This is a genomic window from uncultured Clostridium sp. (assembly GCF_963515715.1).
Classification (GTDB): domain Bacteria; phylum Bacillota; class Clostridia; order Clostridiales; family Clostridiaceae; genus Clostridium_AW.
Genome location: NZ_CAUPZS010000008.1, coordinates 1 through 20,915, shown reverse-complemented (window position 1 = coordinate 20,915; position 20,915 = coordinate 1). Strand labels below are relative to the sequence as shown.

The following is a 20,915-nucleotide window of genomic DNA, read 5'->3' as shown; positions in this document are numbered from 1 at the left end:
TTATAATGAGAATACAGCCAAAGGATAAGAAAGCGTTAATAGAAGCAGCTTTAGGAAAAAGAGAGTGTCATTTAGTTATAGAAAACGCTAATATTTTAAATTTATTTACTGGTGAAATATATGAAGGGGATGTTGGAATTTACGACGGCTTTATAGCTCATATAGAGTGTAATCCTGACGGTAATGTAGAAAAGAAAAAAATCAAAGGTAAAGAATACTATGATGCGAAGGGCATGTATTTGATACCAGGTCTTATTGACGCTCATATACATATTGAAAGCACTATGATGACGCCAAAAAACTTTGCAAAAGCAGTTATACCACATGGAACAACTACTGCAGTTACAGATCCTCATGAAATAGCTAATGTTTTAGGTATTGAAGGAGTTAAATATATGCATGAGTGCAGTAAAGGTGTTCCTATGAGACAGTATATATTAGCTCCTTCCTGTGTGCCAGCAGTACCAGGAAAGGAAAATGCAGGAGCAGAGTTTTTAAGAAAAGAAATAGAAGAATTATTTAACCTTGATAGAATAATAGGACTTGGAGAGGTTATGGACTTTTTAGGGGTTATAAATAATGATCCTAGAATGGTAGAAATATTAGCTGCGGCGGAAGAAAAAGGATTGTTTATTCAAGGCCACGCTCCATTCTTAGATGGTAGAGCTCTATCTGCTTACCTTTGTGCTGGTCCTGTAAGTGATCACGAATCAAGATCTCAAAAGGAAGTAAGGGATAAATTGAGAGTGGGAATGTATGTAGATGCAAGAGAAAGCTCTATTTCAAAGGATATAAAGTCTTTAGTTGCAGGAGCAAAGGATTTTAGATACTTAGATAATTTAACTGTGTGTACGGATGATAGAGAACCAGAAGACATTGTAGAAGCAGGTCATGTAAATGATGTTATAAAGCAAGCTGTATTAGGAGGACTACATCCAATTGATGCAATAAGATGTGCTACTTTTAACTCTGCAAGAGAGTTAGGAATAAACAACTTAGGTGCAATAGCTCCTGGATACGTAGCAGACTTGATAATTACAGAGTCTTTAGAAGATATAAAGCCAAAAGCGGTATTCTTTGAAGGAGATTTAGTTGCAGAGGAAGGTAAACTTGCGGTAGATATGGAATCCATGGACTTTGAAGTGGAAAAAAGAAATACTGTATATGTAGAAGATTTGAATTTAGAGGACTTTAGAATAAAAGCTCCAATAAAAGAAGGAAAAGTTAAAGTAAATGTAATCAACTATACGAGCTTACTTTTCTCACCAACAAAGTTGAATACGGAAGAAATTGAAGTTAAAGATGGATATTTAGACATATCAAAAGATGAAAATCTAAAATTTGCAATAGTGGTAAATAGACATAAAGGCTTTGATACAAAAGCATATGCTATAATAAGGAATTTTGGAACAAAAGAAGGGGCAGTAGGTAGTACTGTTTCTCATGACTGTCATAACATTACCATAGTTTATGACAAACCCAAAAATGCTTTAATGGTATTTAATGATTTAAAATCTACAGGTGGAGGAATAAGCTGTGCTAAAGATGGAGAAGCGTTAAATCATCTAGCACTACCAGTTGCAGGACTTATCTCAACAAAACCTTGTGAAGAATTAGCAAAAGAATGCGGCTCAATGAAAGATACTCTTAGAGAGCTAGGGTTAAAGGAAACTCCTAATCCTCTTTTAAGAATTGCTACGCTAGCATTACCTGTAATACCAGAAGTTAAAATGTCCGACTTAGGAATAATTGAGGTTGCAACTCAAAATATAATTCCACTGTTTGCGGAATAAGCAAAAATTGTGAGGCGATTTTTTAGTTGAGAATAGATAATTAAGAATTAAGAATTATGGATAAAATTTTAGCGTTGTAACAAATTCAAAATGCTATGCAATGTTTCTGTAGCCTTCGCTTTGATAAGAACTTCTAAAATTTATTTTATAAAAATCCCTAATGCTGACAAACTCCCTTTGGTCAAACATGTGCAGCATCTTAACGGCACTTTTTTAAAATAAATTAAGAATTTCTAAATCTCGCTCACATGCATAGTGCACATTACATAGCATTTTTGAAATTTTAGACAATAAGTAAGTATTCACAATGCTTATAATAACCAATATTTGGGAATATGATTGTAAAACATAAAGGAACTAAGTATATAATGGGAGGAACGCCTTTTTCTGAAGTGACGTCATTATGTACTTAGTTCCCTTTTGGATACTAAAGTATCTTTGTAAAACTTACAAGTTGGAAACTGATTTGTCATAACCTAACTTTGAAAATATTTTTATAAAACCTAAAAGAGCTAAGTATGTAGTGAAATAGCGACTTTTTCTGGAGCGGCTTCACTACATGCTTAGCTCTCTGTTTGGTACAACGAATTATCTCTGTAGAAACTTACAAATGTAAAAACGTATAATTTCAAAAGCAATTTGATATAGCTAGTTTAATATCTCAGTTTCTTTAAATTTAGAAGTTCCCAAAGAAATTTATTCTTCATTACGATATTTATTTGGAGACACTCCCATATAGTTTTTAAAGGCCCTGCTAAAATAGTGCTGGCTGCTGTAGCCCACCATATTGGAAATATCGTTGATAGTGTAGTTATTATTTTTATCTTTTAGAAGATTTGTTGCCATGCTGATTCTCAGCCTATTAAGGTAGTCGGTAAAACTAACTCCTGTTTTTTGTTTAATCACTCTGGTGAGATAGGATTGACTTATATGAAATTGCTGCGCTACTAAGCTTAAAGATAGCTCGTTGTGGTGAAAGTTCTCTTTCATATATGCGATTGCAAGCTTACCTACATCTTTACAAGTTTCATTTTCATCCTCTGCCTTTTTTAGTTTACTCATCTCCCACATCCTTTGGGAATAGGCATTCATTGCTTTGAGAAGAGTATCTTTAAAGTCACGATAGCTGATAGGTTTAAGCATGTAGCTAAACACTCCTAGTTCCAAAGCTTTTTGCGCGTACTCAAACTGACTATATCCAGATATGATAATAATCTTAGCATCCTCGTCTGTTTCCCGAATTTTTTCAATGATTTCTAATCCGTTCATAAAGGGCATATTGATATCCATTAAAATAATTTCAGGATGGTATTTTTTAATGACCGCCATGGCTTCTTCACCGTCTTGTGCAGTGGCAATTACTGATAGATCCAATTTATAGGATTCAATCAAGCGTTTTAAGCCATTACGGATGGTTTCCTCGTCATCGGCAATTACTACTCTAAGCATTCAAATCCCTCACTTATCACAGGTATTTTTAATAATACCTTTGTTCCTATTTCAAATTTACTCTCTATCACAATGCTATATTTTTCTCCAAAGGCAAGCTTTAGTCGTTCATTGATGTTATATAATCCATAATGATCTGATTCAACTGACTGGGCAAGATTTTTGCGAAGGGTTGTCAGCTGCTCATTGTCCATACCCAAGCCATTGTCTGTAACTTGAATAAGAAGATAGCCTTCTTTAGTGGAGATATTTATATGAATTATACCCTTTTCCCTTCGAAGTTTTAACCCATGGTATATGGAGTTTTCCACCAGAGGTTGTATAATCAACTTAGGAACAAGGTATTGTTCTAATGAATCATCTACATTAATATAATAATTAATTTTGTCTTTGTAACGCATCTTTTGAATCTCTAAGTAATTTCTCACGTGTTCTGCCTCATCAGTAATTGTGATAAATTCCTTTCCATCACTGAGAGAAATTCTAAAAAAGCCTGATAAAGAATTAATCATATCAGCAACCTCAAAGGCATTGTATTCTAGAGCCTTCCACTGTACTGTGTCTAGTGTGTTGTAGAGGAAATGTGGATTGATTTGGGATTGTAGTGTCTTTAGTTCCGTAATTCGTTTCTGTGACTGGACTTGATAAACTTGATTGATTAAATTCTTAATATCACTGACCATTTGATTAAAAACTTGTCCTAATATAGAAATTTCATCATTGTGTTTTATCTCATAATAGGAATTAAGATTACCCTTGGATACTTCCACCATATTCTTCTTTAATCGCTGAATAGGCTTTACAATGGAGCCTGAAATAGCAATAGCTAACAGTGTAGCAGTTAACAGCAGAATTATTCCCATGACAACAATTAGATTAATGATATTATTGGTTTGCGCATGAATCATACTATTTTCTACCATGATGCATAAAAGCCAATCTTCTGTATATGGGACAGATGAAAAGAATACCGTGGTGTCATTGTTTGATAGATTTTTTAGTGAAACTGTACCTGAATTTTTTGTTTCTGCTTCATGAATAATTGTATTAAGCCCTTCTGAAGATATATACTGACTATTTAATTTCTCTTTAGTAATAGAGTAGGTGTCCGTGTCTTTGTTCATAATCCATGCAAATCCATCGTAAATATCAATGTCATGAGCAATTTGAGAAATTTCATCCAAATTTACAGAACCGTTAATAAATCCTATTTTTTCGTTCTTATCATTTAAAATTGGGTAGCATATAAGAAAGATTGGCATATTATCAGATTTTGAAGCAACAGGTTTGCTGATAACATACTCTACATCAGTTGATATTGCTTTCTTAAAATATTCACGACTGGAGATATCGATGGTGAGATTATCATTTATCCAACCTCTTCCGTCCAATCCTCCAACAGCAAAGGTTCCGTACTTATTTCCTAGCACGTGATTTAATTGTTTTAAGTACAACTTTAACTGAGGAAGATCTAGATTTTTACATGAGGGATGTTCATGTATAATTTTAATTTCACTGATGCGTTGATTTAACCAAGAGCCCATTTCATTACTTTTGGAATCAATTAACTGCAAGGTTTGATGCTCCAGCTGTTCCATATTGAAATTTTTTACTTTGGTTTGCATTATGTATAACAGAGGAGAAAAAGTAAGCATAATACACAACATAAAAGCTGTAATAATTTTTAAACGCAAAGACATGGTTACCCTCCTCTTTTTTGTATAGTATTTCACAATTTAAAATATTAATTTAATACACATGTTCACTATTTATTATATACAGTTCGCATATTTTTTCAAATATTGTAGCTTAAAATGCAAAAACAAGCAAATAAATGTAAATACTTTGTGAATATTAAATGTTAAAATAATATCAATATGAGTTAATAATTTAACAAAATTATAAATCACAATTAGGAGGAATAAAGTTGAAAAGATTTTTAACAATTTTACTGTCAATTTTTATGACCATAAGCCTTGTTGCCTGTGGTAATACTAATAAATCACAAAATGGCAATACAGCAATTGCCAATGGCACATATAAAGGAGAGGGAAATGGTAAGGGCGGAAAGATCTCCGTTGAAGTAACCATTAAGGATAATGCTATTACAGATGTGAAGGTTTTGGAACAAAAGGAGACTCCTGGGTATGAAACTGCTATGGATACCCTAAAAGAAAAGATTATTTCAACAAACAGTCTTGAAGTTGATACGGTTTCAGGTTGCACATTAACTTCTAAAGGATATCTTGAAGCCATTACTGCAGCTTTAAAAGCAGCAGGTGCAACCCCTGATATGTTAAAAAAACTTCAAGAAAAAGGTACAGATGTAACTAAAAAAGAAGTTAGTAAAACTCATGATATAGTTGTTATTGGTGCGGGTGGTGCAGGGCTTTCCGCTGCTATAGAAGCAAAACAGGCTGGGGCAGATGTAATTGTTTTAGAAAAAATGCCTATGGCTGGCGGTAACACACTAATTTCTGGTGCTGAGTATGCTGCTCCAAATAACTGGATACAGCAGAAGGAAGGAATTAAAGATAATCCTGATCAATTTGCAAAGGACATGATTAAAGGTGGAGATAGCAAAAATGATCCTGAATTAGTAAAAGTTGTGGCAGAAAATGCCCTTGCAGGTGCTGAATGGCTTAGAGATGAAGTTGGAGTTGTATGGCAAGATGAATTAATGTTCTTTGGTGGACATTCTGTAAAAAGAAGCTTAATTCCAGCTGGTGCAAATGGTAAAGAAATCATTAGAAAACAAGTTGCAAAGGCTGAAAGCTTAAATATTCCTATATTATATAATACCTCTGCAATGTCCGTTATTACTGATTCAAAGGGTAAAGTTATTGGTGTACAAGCAGAGAGTGAAGATACAAAATATACTTTTAACACAAATAAAGCAGTAATCATCGCATCAGGTGGATTTGGTTCAAATATCGATATGAGAGTTAAATACAACCCTGCTATGGATGAAAAAGTTCTTTCTACAAATACAGTAGGAAGTACAGGAGATGGTATTGTTATAGGAGAAAAGGTTGGAGCAGAATTAGTTGGCATGGAATATATTCAAACCTATCCAGTTTGTGATCCATTAACAGGTACATTACTTTATTTTGGTGATGCAAGAATGTATGGACATACAATAATGGTGAACAAAGAAGGGAAACGTTTTGTTGAAGAACTTGAAAGACGTGATGTAATATCTATGGCAATTAAGGAACAGACAGATAGTGTATGTTACCAGTTACTTGATCAAAAAGGTTTAGAAGCAAGTAAGTTAGAAGAACAACATGGAGCAGAAATGGAATACCTATATAAGAATAAGTTACTTGTAAAAGCAAATACAATAGAAGAAGCAGCAACTTTCTTTGGCATAGATGCAAAAGAATTAAAAGCAAGTCTTGATAGATACAATGGTTATGTTAAAGATGGTAAAGATAAAGAGTTCAACAAAAGAAGTATGCCATCTACTATAGATACAGCGCCATTTTATATATTAAAAGCAGCTCCTGCTGTTCACCATACAATGGGAGGACTTAAAATTAATACTAAAGCTCAAGTAATTAACAAAGATGGCAAAGTAATTGAAGGATTGTATGCAGCAGGTGAGGTTACTGGGGGAATCCATGGTACAAATAGATTAGGAAGTAACGCTCTTGCAGACATTACTGTATTTGGTAGAATAGCTGGTCAAAATGCAGCTAAATAAAAATAAAATTTAAAAAAGTTTTGTAACATATAAAAGAGTTAAGTATATAGTGAAATAGTGACTTTAGAGGCCACTTCATTATATGCTTAGCTCTTTATTTTTATATGTAAAATATAAAATATAAAAGGTTATGTAATGCTCTTTGTGATCTTTTGTTGCAATAACAATTTCTAAATTTCGCTCAAAGATATAGCTTCTCACTATATACCTCAAGTTTGCATTTAGGACATCTAATTATTGCAAAAAGACCCATAATTTAAATGCAAAATTTAATATAAATAAAATAAAAATACTTATTGTTACTTATTTTCTAATAATATATAATGTTTAAGAATAATCATTGTCTATTCATATCTATTATAGGTAAATCTTTGTAGAATATGAATTAAAATGGGGAATATACATATTTATCATCACCAAGTTTTTAGGTATATCTATATAAAAGATAGAAGGGGGAGGGAAAAAAAGATTTATGTATATATGGAAAAAAGGATTGAAAAGAAAAAAGTTACATTTTATTATTTTAATTTTACTTATGATGTCAATATTGCTTACCTCTTGTAACAAAGATAAAAACAAAGTAGACACAAAAAATCCTGATTTTAATGAATATAACTCCTATGTGTTAGATGAGAATATAGATGAAGAAAATATATTGGGTCTTGTTCAGTCTGCTGATAAATCTAAACTAAAAACCATTTATAAAGTTAATACAATTTCTAAATCCATAGCGCTGACTTTTGAAGGTATGGCTGATAAGGATACTATGAATAAAATACTTGATTTATTAGATAAATACAATGTAAAGTCTACTTTTTTTCTTCCAGGAATACGTGTGGCGGAAGAACCTGATATTGCTATGAGCATCATAAAAAGGGGACATGATATTGGAAACAATACACTTAACAGGAAAAGCAAATTGGATAATTTAGATATTAAAGAAATTTATAAAGAAATAGCCATATCAAATCAAATTATCGAAAAAGAAACAAAAGTAAAAACTAATCTCTTAAGGGTTAAGGGAGCAAATTATACAGATGATATCTTAAAAGCCGCTGCAGTAGATGGGTATGTTGCTGCTGTAGGTTACAATTTCAACATGCAAACTACCAGCAAAAGCAACTCAGAAATCAAGAAATATTTCAGTTCTCATATAAATCGAGGAGATATTGTGACAATAGATACAAATAAGGAAGATGCTATAGATCTTACAGAATTTGTTTTAAAAGAAGCGTTGGGACAAGGGTGCAGCATACTAAGTGTCAATGAACTGTTAAAGAAGGAATACAAAATAGATAAAAGTGTATTTTCAGCATCTGAGAATATAGGGAAAAATAAAGGTGTTTTCTCTTATGCATATACCACAAAGAAAGCGGTAGCACTCACCTTCGAAGGTATGGGTGATAAAACAATGATGAATGGCATTTTAAATGCCTTAGATGAAAATCATATAAAAGCAACATTTTTCCTGCCTGGCCTCGCGGTTTCTGACCATACTGAGCTTGCAAAAGAGATATTAAAAAGAGGGCATGAGATTGAGAGCAACTCTTTGGAAAAGAAGGATTTAACTCAACTTGATTATAATAAAGTGTCTGAACAAATTTATATTACAGATAAAATATTTAAAGACAAATTAGGAATTTCACCTAGATATTTAAGACCAACCTTTGGAAGTACTAATGATACTGTATGTAAAGCGGCAGATGCATTGGGATATACTGTAGTGACTTACAGTAAAAATTCCAAAGATAGCGATATGAAGAGTGCCAAAGAGATTGAGGAATATATGAAAAAAAAGATTACTAGGGGAGAAATCATCACCTTGAATGCTGCTGTAAATCCTGCTGTTATAGAAGCTATACCCCTAATTGCAAAACATGTAAGGTATACAGGCTATGACTTTGTAACCATAGATGAACTATATAAAAGTCAATATGAGCGCAAGCCGCTAGAACAAATTCCTGGGTTTAATGCTGCAAGTGTAAAATTAAATAATAATGGCATTGAAAAGCAGCTAATTCATGTACTTCCTAAGTCCGCCGGAAAGACCGTGTCACTAACCTTCGATGATTGGGCTAGCGATAGAACTATTACGGCAGTTTTAGATATTTTAAAAGCTAATGGAATAAAAGCTAGTTTCTTTATCCGTGGTAAGGGTGCCGAGGCGAATCCAAATCTGCTTATGGCTATAGCTAAAGACGGTCATGACATAGCAAATCATACCTACAGTCATACAACCACGGGTGAACAAAGCATAAAGGAATTACAGGAGGATATTATCAAATGTCATCAGGTATTGACCTATGCAATTCAGCGTCAGCCAGAGATGTTTTTCAGGCCACCTCAATTTGAAATTGATGAAAAGAGGGCTGCTGCGATTCAAGCCTCCGGTTATAAAAATGTGATTATGTCCGACTTAAGTCCCCATGACTGGAATACGGAAAAAAGCTCTAAGGAAGTCTTAGATGACATTTTCAACAGGGTAGAGGATGGCAGTATTATAACCTTGCATATTCTAGATGACTCCAGTGTGCTTGAAGTTTTACAGCCTACAATTGATGAACTTAGAAGGAGAGGGTATTCCTTTGCAAAAATATCAGATTATATTAAGTAGATACAATATGTGATAAGAACAAAAGGAAGGAGGGTGGAATTAAATTGAAAAAAGTTAAGAGAGAAGTTGTTAAAGAAGTATTTCCTATATCAAAACCTGATAGAAGAATGCTACCTAATGTTCCGGATGATGAAAAAATTAGAATAAAGTTAGATAGAAGAGGACCTGACGAGAAAGATGACATGCTCAATGAAAGAAAAAAATATATTAAAAATTTTTATGATGTTGGGAAACGTTATGTTACCGATTATAATGTAGAAATTAAACAGGATAAAACAACCGAGAAAATTTACAAAGAGAAGTGTAGTGCAAAGTCTCTTGATACATCTGCATCTGGTATGCTGGTGGAAATTTTAGACCCAAATAGAGAATTAAGCCTAGGAGAGGTTTGTTGGTTAAAATTTCAGATTTCTCCCGGTAGCATGCCTGAAGGATTTGAATCAAAGGTTAAAATCAAAGCAAAGGTTGTAAGGGCGGAGGATGCTGTCGATGATAGAGGACAATTGGTAGCATTTCAGTATGAAGAAACCTTGTTAGAATATTTTCAAAAACGTAGATGGAAATATTCTATCAGTTTTGCTAGCTTACTTATTTTTATTACAGTTGCTTTCATCATGTTAATGCGTGCAGAAAATATTATATATTTTAGGTATAATAAACTTTTGTATTTATATAGTATTATTGCTGCAGTATTCTTACTTTCTCGTTATTTATTTGGAGCACTTTATAGAGATATTCCTATTAATCCTAACTTTACTCCAAGTGTGTCAATCATAATTCCTTGCTTTAATGAAGAAGAATGGATTAGTAGAACCATTATGAGCTGCATGAATCAAGATTATCCTATTGATAAGATCGAGGTAATTGTTGTAGATGATTGTTCCAACGATCATTCTCTTGAAAAGATACGAGAAACTATTGATAAAGTGGCTAGTGAGGGACAACGATTTAAAACTGGGGAACGTTTAAAACTTGTAGTACAGGAAGAGAACAAGGGTAAAAGAGAAGCCCTTGCTGCTGGAGCTGAAATAGCTGAGCATGAATTAGTTGTGTTTGTTGATTCAGATAGCTTTTTAGAACCTACAGCCATTAAAAATCTTGTTCAGCCTTTCCAAGATCCTAAAATGGGGGGAGTTACTGGCCGTACGGATATTGAAAACAAGTATACAAACATGCTTACAAAGATGCAGGCAGTTAGATACTATGTAGCCTTTCGCATTATGAAGGCGGCGGAATCTTATTTTGACGCAGTAACCTGTCTTTCAGGACCTATTTCCTGCTATCGAAAGGATTTAGTTTTGAAGTATAAAGAGGAATGGCTTAATCAAAAGTTTTTAGGGCATCCAGCAACTTTTGGAGATGATAGAAGTATGACAAACTTTATTCTTAGAACTCATCGTACAAGTTATCAAGATAATGCTATTTGTTATACCATTGTACCTTCTGACCAAAAGGTGTTTTTAAAGCAGCAAATGCGTTGGAAAAGATCTTGGCTTAGAGAATCTTTCATTGCATCAAGGTTTATATGGAGAAAAGAGCCTTTCATGTCTTTGTTTTTCTATATGGGGTTGATTGTACCTATCGCAGCACCTATTGTTGTAGTCTATAATCTCATTATTATACCCATTACCCAGAGCATTTTCCCAACTACCTTTTTAACGGGACTTCTGCTAATGGCTTTACTTATGAGCTTTGTAGATCTGTTTTTTAGGAGAAGTTCTATTTGGATTTTTGGATTTATTTTCTGTCTATATTATGAATTTATTTTATTGTGGCAGATGCCTATAGCCTGGGCAACCTTCTGGAAATCTACATGGGGAACTAGAATGACGCCTCAAGATATTAATGCTATAAATAGAAAGAAAAATAGATGGAGCAAAGAAATAAAAAAAGTGGAGTGAAGGAGGTAGTAAACGGTGGGAAAGAATGAGAAATATGTTTTAGATTATAAGAAGAAAGATAGGAAAAAATCTATAAGAACGGTTTTTCAAGCATCATTTTCAGTAGTGATTTTTGGAATTTTAATAAATGCATTTTTAAATATAAAGACCTATGAACCTTTAAGCTCTTCACTTTACAATAGCAATGAAGGTTTTATTGCTATCTCCTATTTTGGTGTGGATAGAACTCAAAAGACTACCTTAATAGATAATGATATGCTTTCTAAACATCTTAGTGCTATGAAGGCTTCCGGATTTGAGACTATATCTCAGCAAGATATAATAGAATATTATAACAAAGGAAAATCTCTTCCTAAAAAAGCGATGTATATTGCCTTTGAGGATGGGCGTAAAGATTCTGCCTTATTTGTACAACCTATTATGGAAAAATTAAATTATAAGGCTACCATGTTCACCTATGCTAATAAATTTGCTATAGGTGATATGAAGTTTCTTATGCCAAAAGACTTAAAGAAAATGGAGAAAAGTACTTTTTGGGAATTAGGTTCTAATGGATATCGATTTGAATATATCAATGTATTTGATAGGTTTAATAATTTTTTAAATATATTAAATCAGGATCAGTTTAATATGGTAGCTAAATATATAGAAGAGGATTACAATCACTATCTTATGGACTTCATTCGAGATAAAAATGGAATTCCAGTTGAGAATCGCGCAGGAATGGAAAAACGTATTATGTGGGACTATGCACAGATGAGGGATATCTATTCTAAGGAAATAGGGAAAGTTCCAAGTGCTTACATGATTATGCATGCCAATGGACTATACGGAGATGCAAGTCCACTAGTTACTAATGTAAATAATGAGGAAATTAAAAAGGCTTTTAAACTTCATTTCAATAATGAGGGAGAAAGTTTCAATGGCAAGGAAGAGGATATTTATAATTTAACACGCCTACAAGTACAGCCTTATTGGTATACTAATCATGTACTTATGAGAGTTTGGCAGGAGACAGGCAAGGATGTGGCTTTTCAACAAGGTGATCCTAAACGTGCAAAGCTATGGGAAATCGTTGAAGGGGAAGGAGAATTTATAAAAAGCAAAATAGTTTTAACATCGCCTCCCCAAAAACCAGCATTTATGTATCTTAAAGATAAAAAAGAATTTAAGGACCTTAAACTATCTGTAAGTCTTGAGGGAAATGTTGTTGGAGAACAAGCTATTTACATTAACTATAATCCAGATAACAATTCATTCATACGAGTTTCCTTGAAAGATAATGAATTGTTCGTACAAGAGAAAAGATCTGATAATAGTATTCGTGAAATTTTCAATTGTAATTTAAGAGATCTTGATAAAAAACCTGCACAGTCTATTCCTGAAGTTATGTTAGAAGCTCAGATAAATGAAGGCAATCTTAATATGAAAAGAGCTAGGAATGAAGAGGAAAAAAACAAAATAAAAGAACAAGTTATGAAAAAGAAAGAGCAAACTGCGCAAAGCTTAGAGGATGGTGCAAAGGAATTTGTACCAAATTTAAAAGCTAATCAATTGGGAAAACGTATAGTTGAGATCAGAACAAAAAACAGTAGTCTAGAGATTTTAGTGGATGGAAAAGTGGCAATAAAAGATTTGAAAATTGATGAAAGCATTACAAGTGGATATTTAGCTCTTGAAGCTTGTGCAAGTGAAAAAAACACTAAAGACAAGGTATATGATGGTGTTTTTGAAAATCTAGTTGTACAAGAACTTGTAGAGGATCAGAGTGAAGAAGGAAGGATAATTTTTGATAGCCGTTTAAAGGGTTTTGAGAAGATGTACACATCAGTAAAAGAGTATTATAACCAAATATTAGACTGGTTTATAGAAACCTTTTAAAAAAAGGGGGAAGCTATGTGGTTTGGTTCAGGAAGAAGCTTATGGGAAGGTATTTTATAATACTTATTTTGGCTTTTATGATATTGGTATCAATATTTTATGCCAGTAGTATTTCTAAACCAAAGAAAATGACTAATATAGAAATACCTGCTATAGAGATACCTATTATAGAGATATCTGCCTGGGTAGCTTATTGGAATGGGGAGCAAGCCTTAGAAGAGCTGCCAATATTGATTGATAATATGAGTTCAGTACAGGCATTCGGGGCTATTTTTGATGAGGATGACAAGATAATTTTTCCATCGAAATATAGAAACATATTGCCTAAAATTAAATTGATATGTAATGAATATAATAAAAAATTATATCTAACCATTGTAAATGACAGAATCAATGCAAATGAAAACATTACACAAAAAGATAGTAAGATGCTAAAAAGGATTCTTATATCAAAAGAAAAACGTGATTCACATATAGAAGAAATTTTAGATAATGCTAAACAGGGTGGTTATAATGGAGTAGAAATTGATTATGAAAAGATAGATAAGGATACGTTAGAAAGTTTTTCTATATTCATAAAAGAGCTTTATTCTAAATTAGAGCTGGAAGGTATAGAGCTTAGAGTTATTCTTGAGCCTAATATAAAATTAGATAAAATAAATCTCCCGGAAGGTCCAGATTATTTAATTATGGCTTATAATCTCTATGGAAATCATAGTGGTCCTGGTCCTAAAGCAGATATTGAATTTATCAAAAAACTTTCTGCAAAGATGGATAATGTGACTGGTAAAAAGTGGATGGCTTTTTCTACAGGAGGTTTTGATTGGAAAGAAGGAGTTAGTCCTCGTTCTCTTACAGAGAAAGAAGCTATTGTACTCGCTAAAGACAAAAATGCTAAAATCAATCGTGATGAAGCAAGCGGAGGGGCATATTTTGAATACATGGATGAAGATGGTGCAGAACATTCTGTGTGGTATGCTGATGAGAAAACCTTGGATCTATGGATCAAAACATCCAAGGAGTGTGGGTATGAAAATATTGCGTTGTGGAAGCTTGGAGGCAATGAGGAAGGGACACTTAGATATATTAAGAAGTTTTAATAAAAAAAGTTTGTATAAATACAAAAAAACTTGTTGATATTTATACATCGTTATGATATATTCTTTTCAGTTATAATTGAGTGGTATTTTTGCGGGATTATAGCTCCTATTTAATAAAACTTCTTAATAGGCCCCATGCAGCCCATGGGACTAATAGGAGGTTTTTCTTTTTTGAGAACGATGATTATATAATAAAAGGAGTTGTTGCTAAATGGCTGCAGATGTTTTTCTTCAGTTGAAGAACATAGTAAAAACTTTCGATGATGGGGAGACATTAGTAAAAGATCTTAATCTTCACATTAGAAAGGGAGAATTCTTAACTTTGCTAGGACCTAGTGGTTGCGGAAAAACAACTACATTAAGGATGATAGCTGGTTTTGAAATGCCTTCAAGTGGCAAAATAATTATTGATGGGGAAGATGTTACAGAAAAGTCCCCAAATGAAAGATGCGTTAATACTGTGTTTCAGAATTATGCTCTTTTCCCACATATGAATATTGCTGATAATATTGCCTTTGGTTTAAAAATGAAAAAGGTACCGAAAGAACAAATTGAAGCTAAGGTACAAGAAATGCTTAAAATAGTTAAACTAGAGGGCTATGAAAATAGGATGCCATCTCAATTAAGTGGCGGTCAAATGCAGCGAGTAGCTATAGCTAGAGCTATAATAAACAACCCTAAGGTTCTTCTTTTAGATGAACCATTAAGTGCCCTTGATTTAAAACTTCGTAAACAAATGCAATTAGAACTTAAGCATCTTCAAAAAGAACTAGGAATAACTTTCGTATTTGTAACTCACGATCAAGAAGAAGCGTTAACTATGTCGGATAGAATTGTGGTTATGAATAAAGGTGATATAGAACAATTAGGAACCCCTGAGGAACTTTATGAGAAACCTAAAACTAAATTTGTAGCAGATTTCTTAGGTGAAACTAATATATTGGAAGGTGAGACTATAAAAGTAAAGGAAACAGAAGTACTTTTAAATCTTGAGGAAGAAAAAGATATAATAAGAATTCCAAACTTGAATTATCATATAGGAGATAAATTTGTTGTCTCTGTAAGACCTGAGAGAATTAGGATTAAAAATGAGGTAGGAGAAGGAGATGTATGGCTTCAATGTAAATTTAAAGAAAGAATTTACATTGGCTCAAACATAAAGACTGTTATGATTCTTAAGAATGGAAAAGAAATAATAGTCAACGAGGCTGTAGGGCAGAACTTTAAGTTTGATGATGAATCAGCTGAAGTTTTTGTAACTTGGAATCCAAACCATACAGTGGTTATAAAAGCGTAAGGGGGTAGAGAGGTGAAAGAGAGACTGTCTAATATTGGTACTAATAAATTAAATCAAAAGAGTGCGTTAGGTAGGAATACAAAAAAGAAGCTATCTAATTTATTGGGACCCTGCGTCACGGTGTTACCAATAGCTCTTTGGATGATCGGCTTTTTTATAGTACCCATAATTTTGATAGTATTGGTTAGTTTTTGTACAAGAGGAGAAGTTGGGGATATAGTCTATAACTTTACATTATCGAATTACTCTAGACTATTGAATCCCTTATATATAAATATATTTTTTAAATCCATATTAATTGCAGCTGCTACAACAGTGCTGTGTTTGATATTTGGATATCCCTTTGCTTTTATGATAGCAAAATCAGATAAAAAGATAAAACCCATATTGTTACTTTTGATAATATTACCTTTTTGGACTAACTCTTTAGTTAGAACCTACGCCATGATAATATTGCTTAGAACAGAGGGTATAATCAATACATTGCTTTTAAATTTGGGGTTAATAAAAACACCCTTACAAATGATGTATAATAACACAGCGGTAATGATAGGAATGTTATACATGATGTTTCCGTTTATGGTGCTACCACTGTATGCCTCTATTGAAAAATTGGATCTAAGATTATTGGAAGCTGCAGATGATTTAGGAGCTAGTGCTGTTAATAAGTTTTTGCAGGTTACTTTACCTCTTACTAAAGAAGGTATAATATCAGGTTGCCTTTTAGTATTTGTTCCAACATTAGGGTTATTCTTTATAACGGACTTAATGGGAGGAAGCAAAGTAGTGCTCATGAGCAACCTTATAAAAAATCAATTTTTAACTGCAAGGGACTGGCCTTTTGGCTCAGCTATATCTGTGGTTTTGATGATAGTAATGATGATATTCATTGGCTATTATGCTAAAAATGGAGGAACAAAGAATGGTGGGGGGGTGCTATAAGAAATGAAGAAGAATAAAGGAAGTATTTTAAGATCTCTTTATATGTTTTTAATATTTATGTTTTTATATATACCAATAATGGTTCTTATAGCTTTCTCATTTAATGAATCTAAGCTTAATGTAGTTTGGACAGGTTTTACTTTTAAGTGGTATGCTAGTTTAATTCATAATAAAGGAATATTGGAGGCTGTTAAAAACTCATTTCAGGTTGCTATTATTAGTACCATGATATCTGTTGTTCTAGGGACTTTAGCCTCTGTTGGATTGTATAGATATAAATTTAAAGGTAAGAGCATATTAGATTCAGTTTTAAATATACCTCTAGTTATACCGGAAATAGTTATGGGTATATCCCTACTAGCTTTCTTTGCAATAATAGATCTTCCACTAGGTAGAACTTCACTGATTATTTCTCACGTTACTTTCAGTGTAGCCTATGTAATAGCAGTAGTGAGGACAAGATTAGATGGATTTGATAGATCACTAGAAGAGGCGGCTATGGATCTTGGAGCTTCCTCATTAAATACATTTTTATATGTAACTTTGCCTATAATAATGCCTGGGGTAATTGCTGGCGCGCTTTTGGCATTTACTCTTTCTTTGGATGATGTAATCATTAGCTTTTTCGTAGGAGGGCCAGGAAGTGTAACTTTACCATTAAAGGTTTTCTCTATGGTGAAATTTGGAGTTACTCCAGAGATAAATGCACTTTCAACCATAATAATGTTATTTACAGTATTAATGATAGTGGGTGTACTTCTAATAAAAAATATTAATATAAATATGAAAAAAGGAACTGCTCTAGCTACAGCAATTTGTTTGGCTGTAGGTGGTTTTGGATATGGAGCATATGCAATTGGGAAGGGTAATAATGAGCCGCGAGAAGTTTTAAATGTATTTAACTGGTCGGAATATTTACCACAGTCAGTAATAGATAAATTTGAGGAAAGCTATAATGTAAAAGTTAATTACAGCACTTTCTCCTCTAATGAAGAAATGCTTGCTAAAATAATGGCAGGCGGAGGACAGTATGATGTTGTGGTGGCCAGTGATTTTATGGTAGAAATATTAAAAAAGCAAGGTTTAATACAGGAAATAAATAAAGATAATCTTCCTAATATAAGTAATATAGGAGAGCAATTTATGAATCTTCCCTTTGATGAAGGAAATAAGTATAGTGTTCCTTATATGTGGCTTGCAGGAATTATAGCATATGATAGCTCTAAGATACCAGAAGGAACTATAAAGGGATATAAAGACCTTTGGAAGCCAGAGCTTAAAAAGTCTTTAACACTTTTAGACGATCAAAGGGTTATTATAGGAATTACCCTTAAAAAGCTAGGATACTCACTTAACGAGACTAGCCCAGAAGCCTTAGAAAAGGTTAAGGTAGAACTTAAAAAACTTCAAGAGAATGTAAAATCCTATGATAGCGATAGTCCTAAGACAAGCCTTATAAATAAGGAATCTAAAGCAATATTTGCTTGGGGCGCTGAGGGAAACCTTGCTAAAAGGGAAAATCCTAATGTAAAATATGTAGTTCCAGAGGAAGGTCTATTCCTTCAACAAGACAATTTTGTCATTCCACAGGGTGCAAAAAACCTGAAGGCTGCGGAAGACTTTATCAATTTCATAATGGAACCAGAAATAAGTGCGGAAATATCTCGTCATTTCCCATATGGAAACCCTAATGTAGCCGCATACCCATATATAGATAAAGAAGTTATGGAAGATATGGCTGTATACCCTCCAGAAAGTGAGGTTGAAAAGGGAGAATACTTAAAAGATATAGGAGATGCAATTAAAACTTTAGATAAGATATGGTCTGAGGTTAAGCAGTAATTTTTTAGATTGAGAATTGATAGTTGATAGTTGAGAATTAGTTATAGTGAAAAGTTAAGAATTAAGAGTGAAGAGTGAAGAGTAATGGATGAAATTCCTTTAGGAATTTCTAAATTATAAGATTTAAGAATTCCCATTGAAGGGAATTCTTTTTCTGCATTCTTGACTTTTAACTTTTAAATCTTAACTGTAATAGGAGGATTTAGCTCTTTATTTGAGAAATTAAATTATCTTCTTAAAAATTTGTAATTGAGAAACCAATTCACGAGTACAACAAATAAAAATGCTATGCAATGCTTCTTATGCTGATTCGCTTCAATAAGAACTTCTAAAATTTATTTTATAAAAATCCCTAATGCTGACAAACTTCCTTTGGTCAAACATGTACAGCATCTTAACGTTATTTTTCTAAAATAAATTAAGAATTTCTAGATTTTGCTCAAATGCATAGTGCGCATAACATAGCATTTTTTAAAGTTTTATACAATGAAATTATAAGTGTAAATATTTGTAAGTCATAAAAGAGATAAATATATAGTAAAAAAGCGACTTTTTCTGGAGCGGCTTTACTATGTACTTAGCTCTTTATTTTCGTAAACTAAATTACATTTGTAGAAACTTATAAATGTAAAATCAATTTATCGCAATATATATTTGTAAAATCTTAATTATCAATTAATTAATATGGATGGTATAAAAAGGAATTATTTAAAGAGCAATAGAATACTAAAATAATAAAGAAGTATAAAAGGGGGAACGGTTATATGTTTCTATCAAACTATCAATTCATTGATACGCCTTCTTTATTAATTGACTATGATATTATGTTGGATAATGCTCGCTTTATGCAGAATAAGGCTGATGAATATGAAGTGAAATTGAGACCTCATACTAAAACTCATAGGATGCCTGAGTTAGCAAATATTCAAGTACAAGAAGGAGCTTCTGGAATTACTGTAGCCAAGGTTGGGGAAGCTGAGGTAATGGCGGAGAATGGCATAATGGATATTTTTATTGCAAATGAAATAATAGGAATATCTAAATTAGAAAGAATTAGGGAATTAAACAGAAAAATAAAAGTAAGATTAGGTGTGGACAGTGAATATGGTGTAGATCAACTAGAAGAAGTATTTAAGAATGAAGAAAAAGCAATAGAAGTATTAATTGAAATAGAAGTGGGAGAAGAAAGATCTGGGGTAATAACAGATGAACAATTGATAAATTTAGTAAACCACATAAAAAAGAAGAACAAAGTCCATCTTAAAGGAGTATTTTCACATGAGGGACACTCATATAATGTGGATAATGTTGATGAATGTAAAAAGGTTACATTGGAAGCACAAAAAAGAACTTTAGATGCAGCTAAAATAGTTAGAGACTTGGGCGTGGAAATAGACACAATAAGTATAGGTGCTACTCCTTCATTGATGCATGCACATATATTAGAAGAAATTACAGAAATTAGACCAGGAACATATATATTGATGGATGTTGGACAAAGTAATGCAATTAAAGACTTTAGTAGGTGCGCTGCAACGATTTTAACAACAGTAATAAGTATACCAACGAAAACAAGGGTAGTATTAGATGCAGGGGCAAAAGCATTAACTGCTCAAAAAAGAGTAAAAGGTATATGTTCAACACCAGGAAATGGGGCGATTAAAGGAATGGTAAACTTGCACTTAAGTGGAGTTTTTGATGAACATGGATTAATAAATGATGAGTATTTTAGAAAGAAAGTAAAAATAGGAGATAAAATTGAAATAATTCCTAACCATATATGCCCTACTTGCAATTTATATGAAAAAGCTTATCTGGTTTCAAAGGGAGAGCTTATTAAAGAGATTCCTATATTATGTAGGGGTAGATCTTACTAAATAGTCTTTCAAGCTAAAAGATTAGAAATTGATATTACAAAATATACACATGTGACGAGAGCCATTTAGATAAAAAAAGGAGGAAAATTACTTGCTTAAATTTGGTGTCCAATTACTATTTTTCACTTTTACACAAGTGATAATTGTTATTATATCCAAACAATTTTTTTCAAGGTTAGCAGGAAACTCTGTATATAGTTATAATGAACCGCTTGTTTATCTAATAATATTTATTGAACTAGCAATATCTATTTATTTTATCTATATAGGATATACAAAAGAAGAAAGAAAATAGTGTATGTAATTTTAAGTTTATATAGATTTGAATAAAGAATTATCCTTGTGAAACCAATTTAGGAGTGCAACAAATAAAAAATGCTATATAATGCTTCTTTTGCTAATTCGCTTCAATAAGAACTTCTAAAATTTATTTTATAAAAATCCCTAATGCTGACAAACTGAACTGCACCCTGTCAAGTAGACAGTGAAAATAATAAAAATTGACCTAAGCGG

The 20,915-nt window shown here is 32.6% G+C and carries 12 protein-coding genes; 10 read left to right on the top strand and 2 right to left on the bottom strand.

The window, feature by feature from the left end:
- Nucleotides 1-5: 5 nt before the first annotated feature.
- Nucleotides 6-1,793: an adenine deaminase gene (gene ade, locus RYO54_RS07810; RefSeq protein ID WP_315117278.1), complete on the top strand. Its 1,788-nt coding sequence runs from the start codon at nt 6-8 to the stop codon at nt 1,791-1,793.
- 696 nt (nt 1,794-2,489) lie between these two features.
- On the opposite strand, the gene RYO54_RS07805 is transcribed toward ade, so the two are convergent.
- On the bottom strand, nt 2,490-3,242 hold the full coding sequence (locus RYO54_RS07805; RefSeq protein ID WP_315117276.1) for a response regulator: 753 nt from the start codon (nt 3,240-3,242) through the stop codon (nt 2,490-2,492).
- Nucleotides 3,230-4,942, bottom strand: coding sequence for a sensor histidine kinase (locus RYO54_RS07800; protein ID WP_315117274.1), 1,713 nt, complete (start codon nt 4,940-4,942; stop codon nt 3,230-3,232). The genes RYO54_RS07805 and RYO54_RS07800 overlap by 13 nt, the downstream gene beginning before the upstream one ends.
- A 227-nt stretch (nt 4,943-5,169) precedes the next feature.
- Between RYO54_RS07800 and RYO54_RS07795 the strand changes: the two genes are divergently transcribed.
- The 9 genes from RYO54_RS07795 (at nt 5,170) to RYO54_RS07755 (ending at nt 20,402) form a co-directional block, all read left to right on the top strand.
- The gene (locus tag RYO54_RS07795) at nt 5,170-6,948 is read left to right on the top strand and encodes a flavocytochrome c (protein ID WP_315117272.1); all 1,779 of its coding nucleotides are present in this window, start codon (nt 5,170-5,172) and stop codon (nt 6,946-6,948) included.
- Nucleotides 6,949-7,420: 472 nt separating this feature from the next.
- Complete coding sequence (locus RYO54_RS07790; protein WP_315117270.1) at nt 7,421-9,562, top strand: polysaccharide deacetylase family protein; 2,142 nt, start codon at nt 7,421-7,423, stop codon at nt 9,560-9,562.
- A gap of 44 nt (nt 9,563-9,606) precedes the next feature.
- Nucleotides 9,607-11,463, top strand: a complete 1,857-nt coding sequence (locus tag RYO54_RS07785; RefSeq protein WP_315117269.1) for a glycosyltransferase — start codon at nt 9,607-9,609, stop codon at nt 11,461-11,463.
- Between the two features lie 15 nt (nt 11,464-11,478).
- Entirely contained in the window at nt 11,479-13,344 is a 1,866-nt protein-coding gene (locus RYO54_RS07780) for a polysaccharide deacetylase family protein (protein WP_315117268.1), read from the top strand.
- A 17-nt stretch (nt 13,345-13,361) separates the two neighbouring features.
- Complete coding sequence (locus RYO54_RS07775; protein WP_315117267.1) at nt 13,362-14,444, top strand: glycosyl hydrolase family 18 protein; 1,083 nt, start codon at nt 13,362-13,364, stop codon at nt 14,442-14,444.
- A 211-nt stretch (nt 14,445-14,655) separates the two neighbouring features.
- Nucleotides 14,656-15,741 (top strand): ABC transporter ATP-binding protein, encoded by a 1,086-nt coding sequence (locus RYO54_RS07770; protein ID WP_315117265.1) that lies wholly within the window; start codon nt 14,656-14,658, stop codon nt 15,739-15,741.
- Between the two features lie 141 nt (nt 15,742-15,882).
- Complete coding sequence (locus tag RYO54_RS07765; protein WP_315117449.1) at nt 15,883-16,683, top strand: ABC transporter permease subunit; 801 nt, start codon at nt 15,883-15,885, stop codon at nt 16,681-16,683.
- Between the two features lie 3 nt (nt 16,684-16,686).
- Complete coding sequence (locus RYO54_RS07760; protein ID WP_315117263.1) at nt 16,687-18,525, top strand: extracellular solute-binding protein; 1,839 nt, start codon at nt 16,687-16,689, stop codon at nt 18,523-18,525.
- A gap of 764 nt (nt 18,526-19,289) precedes the next feature.
- Complete coding sequence (locus tag RYO54_RS07755) at nt 19,290-20,402, top strand: alanine racemase (RefSeq protein ID WP_315117261.1); 1,113 nt, start codon at nt 19,290-19,292, stop codon at nt 20,400-20,402.
- The last annotated feature ends 513 nt before the right edge of the window (nt 20,403-20,915 follow it).